Annotated in this window: 11 protein-coding genes; 4 read left to right on the forward strand and 7 right to left on the reverse strand. The window is 70.8% G+C overall.

All coding sequences use genetic code 11. From position 1 onward, the window contains the following. Window positions 1-84: 84 nt before the first annotated feature. Window positions 85-2,172, forward strand: a complete 2,088-nt coding sequence (gene ligA / locus ABZ857_RS39730; RefSeq protein WP_357054578.1) for an NAD-dependent DNA ligase LigA — start codon at window positions 85-87, stop codon at window positions 2,170-2,172. Window positions 2,173-2,376: 204 nt separating this feature from the next. After that, window positions 2,377-2,955 (forward strand): TetR/AcrR family transcriptional regulator, encoded by a 579-nt coding sequence (locus tag ABZ857_RS39735; RefSeq protein WP_357054581.1) that lies wholly within the window; start codon window positions 2,377-2,379, stop codon window positions 2,953-2,955. Window positions 2,956-3,118: 163 nt separating this feature from the next. Here ABZ857_RS39735 and ABZ857_RS39740 read toward each other — a convergent pair whose 3' ends face one another. The 3 genes from ABZ857_RS39740 to ABZ857_RS39750 all read right to left on the reverse strand — a co-directional run bounded on the left by ABZ857_RS39740 (window position 3,119) and on the right by ABZ857_RS39750 (window position 5,955). Then, window positions 3,119-3,637, reverse strand: coding sequence for a hypothetical protein (locus tag ABZ857_RS39740; RefSeq protein ID WP_357054584.1), 519 nt, complete (start codon window positions 3,635-3,637; stop codon window positions 3,119-3,121). Window positions 3,638-3,896: 259 nt separating this feature from the next. Then, window positions 3,897-5,177 (reverse strand): HAMP domain-containing sensor histidine kinase, encoded by a 1,281-nt coding sequence (locus ABZ857_RS39745; RefSeq protein ID WP_357054587.1) that lies wholly within the window; start codon window positions 5,175-5,177, stop codon window positions 3,897-3,899. A 97-nt stretch (window positions 5,178-5,274) separates the two neighbouring features. After that, complete coding sequence (locus ABZ857_RS39750; RefSeq protein WP_357054590.1) at window positions 5,275-5,955, reverse strand: response regulator transcription factor; 681 nt, start codon at window positions 5,953-5,955, stop codon at window positions 5,275-5,277. Window positions 5,956-6,049: 94 nt separating this feature from the next. Between ABZ857_RS39750 and ABZ857_RS39755 the strand changes: the two genes are divergently transcribed. Then, window positions 6,050-6,559, forward strand: coding sequence for a hypothetical protein (locus ABZ857_RS39755; protein WP_357054593.1), 510 nt, complete (start codon window positions 6,050-6,052; stop codon window positions 6,557-6,559). A 42-nt stretch (window positions 6,560-6,601) separates the two neighbouring features. On the opposite strand, the gene dop is transcribed toward ABZ857_RS39755, so the two are convergent. The 4 genes from dop to ABZ857_RS39775 all read right to left on the reverse strand — a co-directional run bounded on the left by dop (window position 6,602) and on the right by ABZ857_RS39775 (window position 12,522). Then, window positions 6,602-8,119: a depupylase/deamidase Dop gene (gene dop / locus ABZ857_RS39760; RefSeq protein ID WP_357054596.1), complete on the reverse strand. Its 1,518-nt coding sequence runs from the start codon at window positions 8,117-8,119 to the stop codon at window positions 6,602-6,604. Window positions 8,120-8,207: 88 nt separating this feature from the next. Then, window positions 8,208-9,464, reverse strand: a complete 1,257-nt coding sequence (locus ABZ857_RS39765; protein WP_357054599.1) for an acyltransferase — start codon at window positions 9,462-9,464, stop codon at window positions 8,208-8,210. 225 nt (window positions 9,465-9,689) lie between these two features. Further along, the gene (gene arc, locus ABZ857_RS39770; protein ID WP_357054602.1) at window positions 9,690-11,453 is read right to left on the reverse strand and encodes a proteasome ATPase; all 1,764 of its coding nucleotides are present in this window, start codon (window positions 11,451-11,453) and stop codon (window positions 9,690-9,692) included. 205 nt (window positions 11,454-11,658) lie between these two features. After that, window positions 11,659-12,522, reverse strand: a complete 864-nt coding sequence (locus ABZ857_RS39775; protein ID WP_357054605.1) for a tRNA (adenine-N1)-methyltransferase — start codon at window positions 12,520-12,522, stop codon at window positions 11,659-11,661. 105 nt (window positions 12,523-12,627) lie between these two features. Between ABZ857_RS39775 and ABZ857_RS39780 the strand changes: the two genes are divergently transcribed. Continuing rightward, window positions 12,628-13,740, forward strand: a complete 1,113-nt coding sequence (locus tag ABZ857_RS39780; RefSeq protein WP_357054608.1) for a GNAT family N-acetyltransferase — start codon at window positions 12,628-12,630, stop codon at window positions 13,738-13,740. The last annotated feature ends 56 nt before the right edge of the window (window positions 13,741-13,796 follow it).

Raw genomic sequence — 13,796 nt, forward strand, 5'->3', positions numbered from 1 at the left:
CCGGATGCGGCGCGCGGACTGGTCGTGGGATGCGCGGCAGAGGCGACGGACGCTTTTGTCGGACCCGCCCGGCACGATTGCCGCATGACTGAAGCGCCCCCGATCGACGCGATCCCCGATGAGACCGCCTACGCCGAGGCGGTCCAGCTGGCGGCCGACGCAGCCGCGGCCTACTACGGTGACGGCACCTCCCCGCTGGACGATGACGCCTACGACAGGCTCGTCCGTGGCATCGCCGCCTACGAGAAGGCCCACCCCGATCAGGTGCTGGAGGCCTCGCCGACGGGCAAGGTCGCCGGAGTCGTGGGTGACGTCCCGCACACCGTGCCCATGCTCAGCTTGGACAACGTGTTCGGGCCTGAGGAGCTGGCCGGCTGGACCGCCTCGCTGGAACGCCGGCTCGGCCGCCCGGTGAGTGCGTGGTCCGTGGAGCCGAAGCTGGACGGGCTGGCGATCGCCGCCCGCTACCGTGACGGCCGCCTCGTCCGGTTGGTCACCCGTGGCGACGGGAGCGCGGGCGAGGACGTCTCACACGCGATCGGCACGATCGCCGGTCTCCCCGGACGGCTGGCCGACCCGGTCACCGTGGAGCTGCGTGGCGAGGTGATGATGACCGCCCGGCAGTTCGAGGAGGCGTGTGCGAAACGGCAGGCGCATGACGGGACCACGTTCGCGAACCCGCGCAGTGCCGCCGCGGGCACGCTGAGGGCGCAGGACCGGCCGTACGTGTGCGAGCTGACGTTCTTCGGGTACGGCGCGCTGCCGCTGCCCGATGACACCTCCGACCTCGCGACGCGGCTCCGGGAGTTGCCGCACAGCCAGGTGATGGACTGGGTCGCCGGGCAGGGTGTGCAGACCACGGCCGCCACCGCGGTCGCCGGGATCGTCGCGACGAGTGTGGAGCAGGTGCAGCAGCGGATCGAGGAGATCGCGGCCGCGCGGCCGGAGCTGCCGTTCGGGATCGACGGCATCGTGATCAAGGCGGATGACGCGGCGGATCAGGCGCAGGCCGGGTTCGGCTCGCGGGCGCCGCGGTGGGCGATCGCGTACAAGCTGCCCGCCGTGCAGAAGATCACGAAGCTGCTCGACGTGGAGTGGAACACCGGCCGGACCGGTGTGATCGCCCCGCGGGCGGTTCTGGAGCCCGTGGAGCTGGACGGTTCCGTCGTGACGTACGCGACGCTGCACAACCCCTCCGACATCAGGCGCCGTGGGCTGATGCTCAGGGACAGCGTCGTCGTCTACAAGGCCGGCGACGTGATCCCTCGGGTGGAGTCCCCGGTGGTGCACCTGCGCACCGGCGACGAGCAGCCCATCGTGTTCCCGGAGGTGTGCCCGACCTGCGGCGGTGAGATCGACACGTCGCAGGAGCGGTGGAGGTGCGTGCGAGGCCGGAACTGCCGCGCGATCGCCTCGATCCGGTACGCGGTCGGCCGTGACCAACTGGACGTGGAAGGGCTGGCCGACAACCGCGTCCAGCAGATGCTGGACGCCGACTTGATCGCCGACTTCGGCGACCTGTTCTTCCTCACCCGCGAGCAGCTACTGGGCCTGGAGCGGATGGGGGAGGTGTCCACCGACAACCTCCTGACCGCCATCGGCAGGGCCAAGACCAGACCGCTGAGCCGGGTGTTCTGCGCGCTCGGGGTCAGGGGGACGGGGCGCTCGATGAGCCGCCGCATCGCCCGGCACTTCGGCACCCTGGAGGCCATCCGTGCGGCCGACGCCGAGGCGTTCCAGAAGGTGGACGGCATCGGCCCGGAGAAGGCGCCCGTGATCGTCGCTGAGCTGGCCGAGCTGAGCGACCTCATCGACAAGCTCGTCCGCGCCGGGGTGAACACGATCGAACCCGGTGTGGCGGGGGTGGCCGCCGACGAGGGCGGCACGACCACCCCGACGCCGGCCGGCGACGAGCCGGGTGCTCTGCCACTGACCGGGATGACGGTGGTGGTCACGGGCGCGATGAGCGGGCAGCTGGCGGCATTGTCCCGCAACCAGATGAACGAGCTCGTCGAACAGGCCGGAGGCCGGGCGTCGTCCAGCGTGTCGGCGAAGACCTCGTTGGTCGTCGCGGGAGAGAACGCGGGGTCCAAGCGGGCGAAGGCCGAATCCCTCGGTGTGCGGATCGTTTCCCCGCAGGAGTTCGCCGAGATGGTCGCGCAGCTGTTGTAGGAGACCCTGTTCGTCCGCGTGCAGCCACATCCGGCGGGCGAGACGAGCAAGCTCAGGCGAGAGGTCACGAAGAAGATCGACAGCCCGCTGCCGCCCGGGGGACTGTGCAAGCATGACGACCCTCCTGGCATCTAGTGTTGCTAGCCAATGGGTCAACGCTAGTACTGCTGCCGCTTGATTGTCTAGCGATGCTAGGATCGGACCATGTCGGTACAGGAACGCAAGCAGCGCGAACGGGCGGAGCGCGAGCGCCTCATCGTGGCGACAGCCCGCGAACTCGCCGAGCAGCAGGGCTGGGACGCGGTCACCACCCGCCGGCTCGCCGAGCGCATCGAATACAGCCAGCCCGTCCTCTACAGCCATTTCCGCGGCAAGCGCGAGATCATCGGCGCCGTCGCCATCGAGGGTGCCACCGAGATGGCCGCGGCGCTGCGGGCCGCGACCTCCGCCGCGGACGGACCTCGCACCCGGGTCACCGCCCTCGCCCGCGCCTACCTCGAATTCGCCGCACGCAACCCGGCGGTCTACGACGCGATGTTCGAGCTCGACGGCGGCCTGGCCTTCGCGCACGAGGACACCCCACAACCTCTGAAGGACGCCTTCGCCGCCCTGCTGGAAGGCCTCGGCGAGGTCGCCGGGGACGGCGTCCACCCGGCGCTGTTCACCGAGGTGTTCTGGGCGGCCCTGCACGGGCTGGCCACCCTGACCCGAGCGGGACGGCTTCCGCCGGAGGACACCGAGCCGAGGGTGGAGCTGCTGGTGGACCGGCTCGCCATGGTCTGACACACCACCGGCGGGCACCCGGCCGGGGGCCCTCGGGCCCCGCCGCCGCCTGCCTGCGGCATCGCTTCCGGTCACGCGCGCCCACACGCGCAGCCGCAGGTCGCCGGGCCCCGTCCCCTGGTCACGCCAGCTTCGAGCCGAAGATCAGCGCTGCGAACGCCTGTCACCTGGGGGTGAAGACAGCGGCGTAGACGCCGTTCTCCATGTCGACGCTGACCGGGTACAGCCCCTTGGCCGCCATCTCGTCGAACCGCTTCTGATACTGGGCGGCGCTCATTCCGTGGAAGGCGTACCAGGTGCGGATCCTGTCCTTGACCCAGATGGTCGAGTACGTCTTGCCGTCAGGACCGACCGCTATGACGGACGGCCGGTATCCGGCCTTGACCCTGTCGTCGAACCGGGACTGATAGGCGGATGCCGGAACGGAGAGGGTGTAGGTCCAGGCGACGCCCGCCGGGTTGGGCACCCAGACCGCCGCATAGCGCGGGTCGGACGGCGCACCGTACAGGTTGAGCGAGACGGGGATGAAACCCTTGTCGTTCAGCATGTCGAAGCTGATCGTCTCGAACTCGCCGGCGCTGATGCCGTGGCGGGCGATGAACGCGCCCTCCTTCTTCTCGAAGATGGCGGCGAACGTGGCGGCCGGCCCGCTGCCGGCCGGCTTTGCCTCGGGCGCCGGCACCGGTGTACGCCGACGCCGGCGGTGCGACCGCCGGAAGAGCGGCCAGGACCGCTGCGGCGGCTACCGTGATCTTCAGTGGAGTACGCATGGTCTCTCGCCATCGCGAGGATCGGGCCCGGGCGCCCCACTGGCATCGCGGTCGTGGCCACGGCTCCCAAGTTAGGCTCGCGACCGGCTGAGAGTGATCCGTGTCAGCACGGACATCGGTCCCCGTGCCAGCCCCGGCCCAGCCGTGCCCGGCACCGGTCCGAGGCCGGTCTCACCCGGGAACAGGGCCCGGGCCCAAGAGCAGGCGCACCTCGGCGCCGCCGAGGTCCGATCGTCCGACCGCCAGGGAGCCGCCCGACTCCTCGGCCACGCGGCGGGCGATGTCCAGCCCGAGTCCCGTCGAGCCCGCGCCGCTCTGCCCGCGCCGCGGCGGATCGCCCGGGCCGAAGCCGGGCCCGGCGTCCGAGACCGTCAGGGCCACCGCGTGACCCGGCCCGGAGGCCAGGCGCACGCGGAAGGACGTCCCGTCGGGGGTGTGCGCGAAGACGTTGCCGAGGAGAGCGTCGACGCAGTCGGCCAGGTCCTCGGCCGGGGCCGCCACCGGCAGCGGGCCGGGCACGAGGTCGAGCGCGAAGGTCCTGGACTGGTCCTCCGCCAGCACCGACCAGAACTCCACTCTGCCGCGCACCACCGCGACGGCGTCACAGGAGGCCCGCTCCCGCGACCGCCGCCGCACGTCGTTGATGACGGCCGTGACCGCCCGCTCCAGCGCGTCGACGCGGGCCTCCATCCTGGCCGCCTCGCCGGGGTCCGTCAGCGACTCCGCTTCGAGCCGCAGGCCGGTCAGAGGGGTGCGGAGCCGATGGGAGACGTCGGCCACCATCTCGCGCTCCTCGGCGAGCAGGCCGGAGATGCGTCCCGCGAGGTGGTTGAGGGCCAGGCCCGCCGTACGGACCTCGGGCGGGCCCTGCGGGGTCGCCCGCGCGGTCAGGTCGCCCTTGGCGAGGCGATGGGAGACCTGCGCGAGCGCCGTGGTGGGACGCACGACCGCCCGGGCGAGGCGGTCGGCGACCAGGATGCCGAGCCCGACCAGGGCGACCCCGAGGATCAGCAGCGCGAGCCACGTCCGGTGGACGCCGCGGTCGAGGTCCTCGTCGCCGAGGAAGGCGCGGACGACGGCGGTGCCGCCCGGCGCCCCCTGCACCGCCACCAGGATCTCCCGGCCCCCCGGCGCCGCCGCGGTCAGGCTCCGGCCGCGTGCGGCGAGATCGACGGCGCGGGTGCGGGTCGCCGCGGCCCCGAGCACACGGCCGTCCGCGAGGAAGACCGTGACGGGGTGGCCGCTCGACGCGCCCGCCTGCTCCGCGGTCAGCCGCAGCGTCTCCTCGTCGACCGCGCCGACGGCCACCGCGACGGACTCGGCGGCCCTGGTCGCGGAGGCGATCGCCTCGCTGTGCGCCACCGACCGCACCAGCAACGCCAGCGGCACCAGCAGCGACACCAGGACGAGCGACGTGGTCGCCGCGACGAGGGCCGCGAGCCAGCGCCTCATCGGCTCACCCCGGGGCTCACGGGAAAGTGCGGGGCGTCGCTCCCGGAACCGGTCACGCGCCCCTCGTCCGGTCGATCCGGGGCGCTCAGGGAGCCGTTCACGACGGCGCGGTCAGGCGCACGCCCACCCCGCGGACCGTCTGGAGGTAGCGGGGTCGCTGGGCGGTCTCGCCGAGTTTGCGGCGCAGCCAGGAGAGATGGACGTCGACCGTCTTGTCGGTGCCCCCGTAGGGGATGCGCCAGACCTCGGTGAGCAACTCGCGCTTGGTGACGACCTGCCCGGCCCGCGCCGCCAGATAGTGCAGCAGGTCGAACTCTCGCGGCGTCAGGTCCAGCACCGCGCCGTCGAGCGTCGCCTCCCTCGCGCCCGGGTCCACGCGCAGCGTCCCCACCGTCAGGGAGGTGTCCGTACGCCCGGTGTCGACCCGGCGGAGCACGGCGCGGACGCGTGCGTCGAGTTGCGCGGCGCTGTAGGGCTTGACCACGTAGTCGTCGGCGCCGGCGTCGAGCAGGCGGACCATGTCGGCCTCCCCGTCCCTGGCGGTGGCGACGATGACCGGGACGCGGCTCACCGCGCGGAGCATGCGCAGCAGGTCGGCGCCGTCCATGTCGGGCAGGCCGAGGTCGAGCACGATCAGGTCCGGGCGGTCCTCCACGGCCGACCGGAGGCCGTCGAGGGCGGTGGAGACGGAGGAGACGGCATGGCCGCGATCACGCAGGCTCCGGGTGAGGGAGGTGCGGATGGGGGCGTCGTCTTCGATGAGCAGCACTCTTGGCATTTGAGGGCTACGGTAGCCGTACGACGAAAGCGGCATAAGTCCGTTATCCGAGCCTTAGCAATCCCTTAGCGTTCGCGGTGGGAGAGTGGGCGGCGTGAACAGCCGTCTCGTATTCGCCGTCGCCGGGTGGCTTGTGACCGCCGCCCTCGCCACCGGCACGGGCGTCGCGGTGCTCGGCCTGCTCGGCCGCCCGCTCACGGGACCGGCGGAGCGGCCGATGACGGCCGAGGAGATCCGCCTCGCGCTCGCCCGGGACACCCCGAAGCCGCCCGTGCGGGCCCCCACGGCCGACCCCACGACCGGTTCCACGCCGGCCGGTACGGCACCGGCGGCGACGTCCCCCGGCGACGGGACGCCGATCGCCGCGCCCGCGACGGGACGCAGGCTGATCTCCACCGGAGGGGGCAGCCTGATCGCCCGCTGCGACGGCGGGCTGGTCCGGCTCCAGTCGTGGACCCCGGCGCAGGGCTTCGAGGTGGACGACGTCGACCCTGGACCGGACGACCGCGCCCGCGTGAAGTTCGAGTCGGACGAGGGCAAGCTGGAGGTCGAGGTGCGCTGCGCCGGGGATGTGCCGGTGCCGCGCGTCACCCGGCACGGCTGACCGGGCCGCCCGGTCCGTTGGCGCCCCTCCCCCGCTTGGGCCTCAGCCCTCGCCGGTGAGGGCGGCGACGAGGTCGGCGGCCGTACGGCACCGGTCGAGCAGGTCGCCCACATGCGCCTTGGTGCCGCGCAGCGGCTCCAGGGTCGGCACGCGCTGGAGCGACTCGCGACCCGGGATGTCGAAGATGACCGAGTCCCAGGAGGCGGCGGCGACCGACTCGCTGTACTGCCGAAGGCACCGGCCGCGGAAGTAGGCCCGGGTGTCGGTCGGCGGCGTCTCGACCGCCCGCTCGATGTCCTCGTCGGTCACCAGGCGCTGCATGCGGCCCCTGGCGACCAGCCGGTTGTACAGGCCGCGGTCGGGGCGGATGTCGGAGTACTGCAGGTCGACCAGCTGCAGCCGCGGATGCGACCACGGCAGGTTGTCGCGGGTGCGGTAGCCCTCCAGGATCTCCAGCTTGGCGACCCAGTCGAGCTCCCGGGACAGCTGCATCGGGTCCTCCGCGAGCCGGGTGAGCACCGACTCCCAGCGGTTGAGCACGTCCTTGGTGAGGTCGTCCACGCCCGAGCCGAAGCGGTCCTCGACGTACTTGCGGGCCTGCTCCAGGTATTCCATCTGCAACTGCACGGCGGTCATCTTCCGCCCGTTGCGCAGCGCGATCTCGTACTTGCAGGTCGGGTCGTGGGAGACCGCGCGCAGCGCCGCGACCGGCGACTCGGGGGTCAGGTCGATGGTGAGGAACCCCTCCTCGATCATCGCCAGGACCAGCGCCGTCGTGCCCAGCTTCAAATATGTCGAAATTTCCGACATGTTGGCGTCGCCGATGATCACGTGCAGCCGCCGGTACTTCTCCGGGTCGGCGTGCGGCTCGTCCCGGGTGTTGATGATCGGCCGCTTGAGCGTGGTCTCCAGCCCGACCTCGACCTCGAAGAAGTCGGCCCGCTGGCTGATCTGGAAGCCCTCGCCGCGCGAGTCCTGGCCGATGCCGACCTTGCCCGCGCCGCAGACGACCTGCCGCGACACGAAGAACGGCGTCAGGTGCCTGACGATGTCGGCGAACGGCGTCGCGCGGCGCATGAGGTAGTTCTCGTGGCAGCCGTACGACGCGCCCTTGGCGTCGGTGTTGTTCTTGTACAGCTGGATGGGGGCGTTGCCGGGCATGGAGGACGCTCGCACGGCGGCGTCGTACATCACCCGTTCGCCCGCCTTGTCCCAGATCACCGCGGCCCTGGGGTTGGTGCACTCGGGCGTGGAGTATTCCGGGTGCGCGTGGTCGACGTACAGGCGCGCGCCGTTGGTGAGGATCACGTTGGCGAGCCCGAGGTCCTCGTCGGTGAGCTGGCTCTGGTCGGCCACCTCACGGGCGAGGTCGAACCCTCGGGCGTCGCGGAGCGGGTTCTCCTCCTCGAAGTCCCACCGGGCCCGGCGAGCCCGGGCGGCCGACGCCGCCAGGTACGCGTTGACGACCTGTGAGGAGGTCACCATCGCGTTCGCTCCCGGTTGACCGGGTACGGCGATGCCGTACTCGGTCTCGATGCCCATCACCCGCCGAACCGTCATTCGCACCCCGCCTGTTTCAGGCCGTCGATCAAATCCGTCGCCGTCATATCCGAGCCTAGCCCTTTCTCTATGCCCTGCTACCGAACAGTTACGGCACAGATGCCTCGGGACTTTGCGCCGGAATCGCCGTCGCAGTCCGGGAGGTACCGCCGCGGCCACGCGGCCGGGACCGCCGGGAGCGGTCGAGCAGGGCCCCCAGCCTGGCGCGAAGCCAGCGCTGACCGGGCTTGTCGACCATACGGTAGACCAGGTACGCGAGCCCGATCGAGACCGCCATCGTGATTCCCGCCAGCAGCCACGGGTCCAGCACGTCCCGGTACGCGGGGATCAGGACGGCCGAGACCGTCTGGTGCAGGAGATAGAGCGGATACGTGAGGGCCCCGAGGGCGACCAGGCGACGCCAGCGCACCCACCGCAGCCAGCCGAGGGCGACCGCGGCCATCAGAAGGTAGACGACCGTGATCGCGACGACGACGGCCTCCGGGGGCGCCGGGTAGTGGGCGATGCCGACCAGGCGCACCCGCTCCCCCACGCGCTCCGTGGCGGCGTGCAGGGACATCCCGTAGCCGGCGGCGACGAGCAGCCACGGGACGAAGGCCCCGGAACGCGCCCCGAAGCGGTGGATCAGGAAGAAGGCCATGCCCGCGATGAAGTACGGCGCCTGCCGCGGCATGAAGACGAAGACGAGCGTCTCGTTCTGGGTGAACTCGGCCAGCAGCGCCAGGCCGGACCAGGCCGCCAGGAACACCAGGCAGCGCCGCAGCGTGATCCCCACGAGGGAGAACAGCGCCAGGAGGACGTAGAACCGCAGCTCCACCCACAGGGACCAGAAGACGCCGCCGGCGTGGCCCACGCCGAACGCGCCCTGGAACATGGTCAGGTTGAGCAGATACTCGCCGTCGCTCAGCTTGGGGTCGAAGCTCGCGACCCCGCTGAAGCGGTACATGATGAAGATCACGAGCACGGCGAACCAGTACGCCGGATACAGCCGCGACACCCGGGAGACGGCGAACTCGCCGATCGTGTGCCCCCAGACGCTCATCAGGATGACGAACCCGCTGATGAGGAAGAACAGCTCCACGCCGAGGATGCCCAGCGTGGTCAGGCGGGCGACCGGCTCGAACAGCTTGGTCGGGTACTCGTCCCACAGCGATTTGCTGGCCGCCATGAAGTGGAAGGCCATGACGGCGAACGCGGCCACGAAGCGCAGGACGTCGAGCTCGACCAGGCGGCGACTCCCGGCCGCCGCGGCGCCGCCCCGCGCCGGGACCGCGCCCGGCGCGGCCGAGGCCGGAACCGGGGCCGGATCGGACCGGCGCGGGGGCTGTGTCACGGGCTGTCTCACGGCAGTCACCCGCGCGAGCCAAGGAAGATCACGCCATCTTTGACGTGATCACTCCGGGCTTCGGTTCCCTCGGATCACGATCGTCACGGAAGGTGGCTCCTGCCGCGCCCGCCGCCCGGCCGTCCGCCGGCTCCGATCGTGCGAAGGAGCCCGGAAAGCCGCAGGAGCGGCGCGATTCGGATCGCGCCGCTCCTCTGTGGCACCGGTCCGGCCGGAGCCGGGGTGTTACAGGTACTGGCCGGTGTTGGCGACCGTGTCGATCGACCGCCCGGCCTCGGTGCCCTGCTTGCCCTGCACGAGCGTGCGGATGTAGACGATCCGCTCGCCCTTCTTGCCGGAGATGCGGGCCCAGTCGTCGGGGTTGGTGGTGTTGGGCAGGTCCTCGTTCTCGGAGAACTCGTCCACGCAGGCGGCCAGCAGGTGCGAGATCCGCAGGCCCTTCTGCCCGGTGTCGAGGAACTCCTTGATGGCCATCTTCTTGCCCCGGTCCACGATGTTCTGGATCATGGCGCCGGAGTTGAAGTCCTTGAAGTACAGGACTTCCTTGTCGCCGTTGGCGTAGGTCACCTCGAGGAAGCGGTTCTCCTCGCTCTCGGCGTACATCCGCTCGACGACCCGCTGGATCATCGCGGCGATCGTGCCCTCGCGGCTGCTGCCGTGCTCGGTCAGGTCGTCCGGGTGCAGCGGCAGGTCGCTGACGAGGTACTTCGAGAAGATGTCCTTCGCCGCCTCGGCGTCGGGCCGCTCGATCTTGATCTTGACGTCCAGGCGGCCGGGCCGCAGGATCGCCGGGTCGATCATGTCCTCGCGGTTGGAGGCGCCGATGACGATGACGTTCTCCAGGCCCTCCACACCGTCGATCTCCGACAGGAGCTGGGGGACGATGGTGTTCTCGACGTCGGAGGACACACCGGAGCCGCGGGTGCGGAAGATCGAGTCCATCTCGTCGAAGAACACGATCACCGGGGTGCCCTCGGAGGCCTTCTCACGCGCCCGCTGGAAGACCAGGCGGATGTGCCGCTCGGTCTCGCCGACGTACTTGTTGAGAAGCTCGGGGCCCTTGATGTTGAGGAAGAAGCTCTTGCCGGACTGGCCGGTCTTCTCCGCGACCTGCTTGGCCAGGGAGTTGGCCACCGCCTTGGCGATGAGCGTCTTGCCGCAGCCGGGCGGGCCGTACAGCAGCACGCCCTTCGGCGGCCGGAGCTTGTGCTCGCGGAACAGGTCGGCGTGCAGGTAGGGCAGCTCGATGGCGTCCCTGATCTGCTCGATCTGCCGGCCGAGGCCGCCGATCTCCTCGTAGGAGATGTCGGGGACCTCCTCGAGGACGAGCTCCTCCACCTCGGACTTGGGGATGCGTTCGTAGACGTAGTTGGAACGGGGTTCGAGCAGGAGGGAGTCGCCGGCCCGCAGCGGCTGGTCCAGCAGCGAGTGGGCGAGCTTGACGACCCGTTCCTCGTCGGCGTGCGAGATGACGAGCGCGCGGTCGCCGCTCTCCAGCAACTCCTTGAGCATCACGATCTCGCCGACGTCCTCGTAGCCGAGGGCCTCCACGACGTTGAGCGCCTCGTTCAGCATGACCTCCTGGCCACGCTTGAGCGAGTCGACGTCGACCGCCGGACTGACGTTCACACGGAGCTTGCGCCCGCCCGTGAACACCTCGATCGTGCCGTCATCCCTGGCCTCGAGGAAAACGCCGAATCCGGACGGCGGCTGTGCCAGCCGGTCGACCTCCTCCTTGAGGGCGACGATCTGGTCCCTGGCCTCCTTGAGGGTGGAGACCAAACGCTCGTTCTGGCTTGTGAGGGCGGCCACCTGTGCCTGCGCCTCGTGGAGACGCTCCTCGATGACCCTGGCCTGCCGGGGAGACTCGGCCAGCTTCCGGCGCAACGCGGTGATCTCCTCTTGCAGGAAGGAGACCTGTGTTGTGAGATCCGCGACCTCCCGTTCGCGCTGCGCGGCTCGAGCCTCAGCGTCGTCGCGAGCTGCCACGCCCCGTCACCTCCTTCCCCGTCGAGAACGACTACTCAAGACCCTACCTATCTTGGCGCTGTACGTAACCTGGCCGGGCAGTGTTCGTGTAGTTACGTTGGGTGTTCGGCGTTTGATACCTTATGGACCGATTGTTCGGGTCACCATTAGGAACACACCCATATGTTCCCGTGTCACGCGGCTTTGCCGGGTTGTGGCCGAATCGTCACACTTGTTCGATCCCCTCTCCGTACGCCCCCTTGGCGGGACGCCTGCGCCGCGGCGGGGGCGTGACGCCGTCCGCCATGCGACGGGCCGTGACGAGAAATCCCGTGTGGCCGACCATCCGGTGGTCGGGCCGTACGGCGAGACCCTCGACATGCCAGTCGCGAACCAGGGTCTCCCACGCGTGGGGCTCGGTGAAACTCCCGTGCTCCCGCAGGGTTTCCACCGTTCTGGACATCTGGGTCGTTGTCGCAACATAGCAGCAAATAACTCCCCCTGGGGTAAGGGACTTCGCCGCCGCGTCGACACACTCCCAAGGGGCGAGCATGTCGAGGACGACGCGGTCCACGTCCGCCTCGTCCAGCGCGTCGACGAAGTCTCCGACCACCAGCCGCCACTGCCCCATCGGACCGCCGAAGAACTTCTCCACGTTCTTGGTGGCCACCTCGGCGAAGTCCGCGCGCCGCTCGTAGGAGGTGACCTTCCCCTCCGGGCCGACCGCGCGCAGCAGGAAGCAGGTGAGCGCGCCGGATCCCACGCCGGCCTCGACCACCCGGGCGCCGGGGAAGATGTCGGCCATGGCGACGATCTGGGCCGCGTCCTTCGGGTAGACCACCGCGGCGCCGCGCGGCATCGACACCGCGTAGTCGGCGAGCAGGTGCCGGAACGCCAGGTACGCCGTGCCGCCGGAGGACCGCACCACCGAACCCTCGGGCTGTCCGATCAGGTCGTCGTGCGGGATCGACCCCTTGTGCGTGTGGAATACGCCGCCCTCTTTCAGCGTCACCGTGTGCCGCTTGTTCTTGGGGTCGGTGAGCTGGACCTGATCTCCGGCCCGGAACGGGCCGTGCCTGCGAAAACCCATGCGGAAAAGGCTAGTGCCGCGACCGACGAGGTTTGCCCCGGCGAAAGCCCCGCCGGGCGGGAAAACACCTGGCCGGTGTGGTGTCACTGCTGCTAACAATGGGACATGTTGCCCCAAGAGGCGATCCACGCCGGCCCGGCAGTTCTGCGCCTGCCGGCCGAGGAGGACGCCGACCAGATCGCCCGCGCCTGCTCCGACCCCGACATCGCGCGGTTCATCCCCTTCCTCCCCTCGCCGTACTCTCGGGACGACGCGCTGACGTGGATCACCAAGACCGTGCCCGAGATGTGGGAGAACGGCGGCGCCGGCTTCGTCGTCGCCGACCCGGGCACGGACGAGGTCCTCGGGACCGCCGGGCTCAAGCCGCCGGACCGGTTCGGCGCGACGGAGGTGGGCTACTGGCTGGCGCCGTGGGCCCGGGGCCGCGGCGTCGTCACCGCCGCGGTGCGGACGCTGGCCGAGCATGCCTTCGCCCGGGGCGTCCCCCGGATCGGGCTGCTCGCCGACGTGGAGAACGTCGCGAGCCAGCAGGTCGCCCTCCGGTGCGGCTTCGCCCACGAGGGCGTGCTGCGCGGGGCGGGGACTCCCCGGGGCGAGACCCCCGCCGACATCGCCGCGTTCGGGCGGCTGAGCACCGACCCCGGCGACCCCGTCACGCCCTTCCTGCCGTTCTTCCCCGGGGGGTTCCCCGCCGGCTCGCTCACCGACGGAGTCGTCCGGCTCACGCCGCTGACCACCGCCGACGCCGCCGACCATTTCGCGCTGGCGTCCGTGCCCGACGTGATGGACTCCCACGTCCCGCCCGGACGACCGGAGTACGCGGGCAGCGAGGCCGTCTGCCGCTACGCCGGGCACCGGTGGCTGACCGGCCAGCGGATCGAGGCGGCGATCAGGGACGCCGCGACCGGCGAGTTCGCCGGGGACATCCAGCTCACCGGCGTCGTCCCGGATCTCGGCCAGGCGATGCTCGGCTACAGCATCGGTCCGGAGTTCCGCGGCAGGGGCCTGGTGACGCGGTCGGTGAACCTGCTGGTCGAGTGGGCGTTCGCGAGCACGCCACTGAGGCGGATCGTCGCCGGGACCGCGCCGGGCAACACGGCCTCGCACCGCGTGCTCGAACGGGCGGGATTCGCCCGGGAGCACCTCGTCGAGGGGCTGCTGCCCGGCCCGCGAGGCACCCGCGTGGACAACGTCCAATGGGCCAGGACACGCCCCTGAGGCCTCTGAACGGAACGGACCTCCCGCGCTCGGGCGCCGCCCGGAACCCGGCGCCC

The sequence above is a fragment of the Microbispora sp. NPDC046933 genome (assembly GCF_040644635.1).
Taxonomy (GTDB): Bacteria; Actinomycetota; Actinomycetes; order Streptosporangiales; family Streptosporangiaceae; genus Microbispora.

Coding starts and splice junctions, on each gene's coding strand:
- ligA (WP_357054578.1), top strand. CDS start 85: ATGACTGAAGCGCCCCCGATCGACGCGATCCCCGATGAGACCGCCTAC.
- ABZ857_RS39735 (WP_357054581.1), top strand. CDS start 2,377: ATGTCGGTACAGGAACGCAAGCAGCGCGAACGGGCGGAGCGCGAGCGC.
- ABZ857_RS39745 (WP_357054587.1), bottom strand. CDS start 5,177: ATGAGGCGCTGGCTCGCGGCCCTCGTCGCGGCGACCACGTCGCTCGTC.
- ABZ857_RS39750 (WP_357054590.1), bottom strand. CDS start 5,955: ATGCCAAGAGTGCTGCTCATCGAAGACGACGCCCCCATCCGCACCTCC.
- dop (WP_357054596.1), bottom strand. CDS start 8,119: ATGACGGTTCGGCGGGTGATGGGCATCGAGACCGAGTACGGCATCGCC.
- ABZ857_RS39775 (WP_357054605.1), bottom strand. CDS start 12,522: ATGGGTTTTCGCAGGCACGGCCCGTTCCGGGCCGGAGATCAGGTCCAG.
- ABZ857_RS39780 (WP_357054608.1), top strand. CDS start 12,628: ATGTTGCCCCAAGAGGCGATCCACGCCGGCCCGGCAGTTCTGCGCCTG.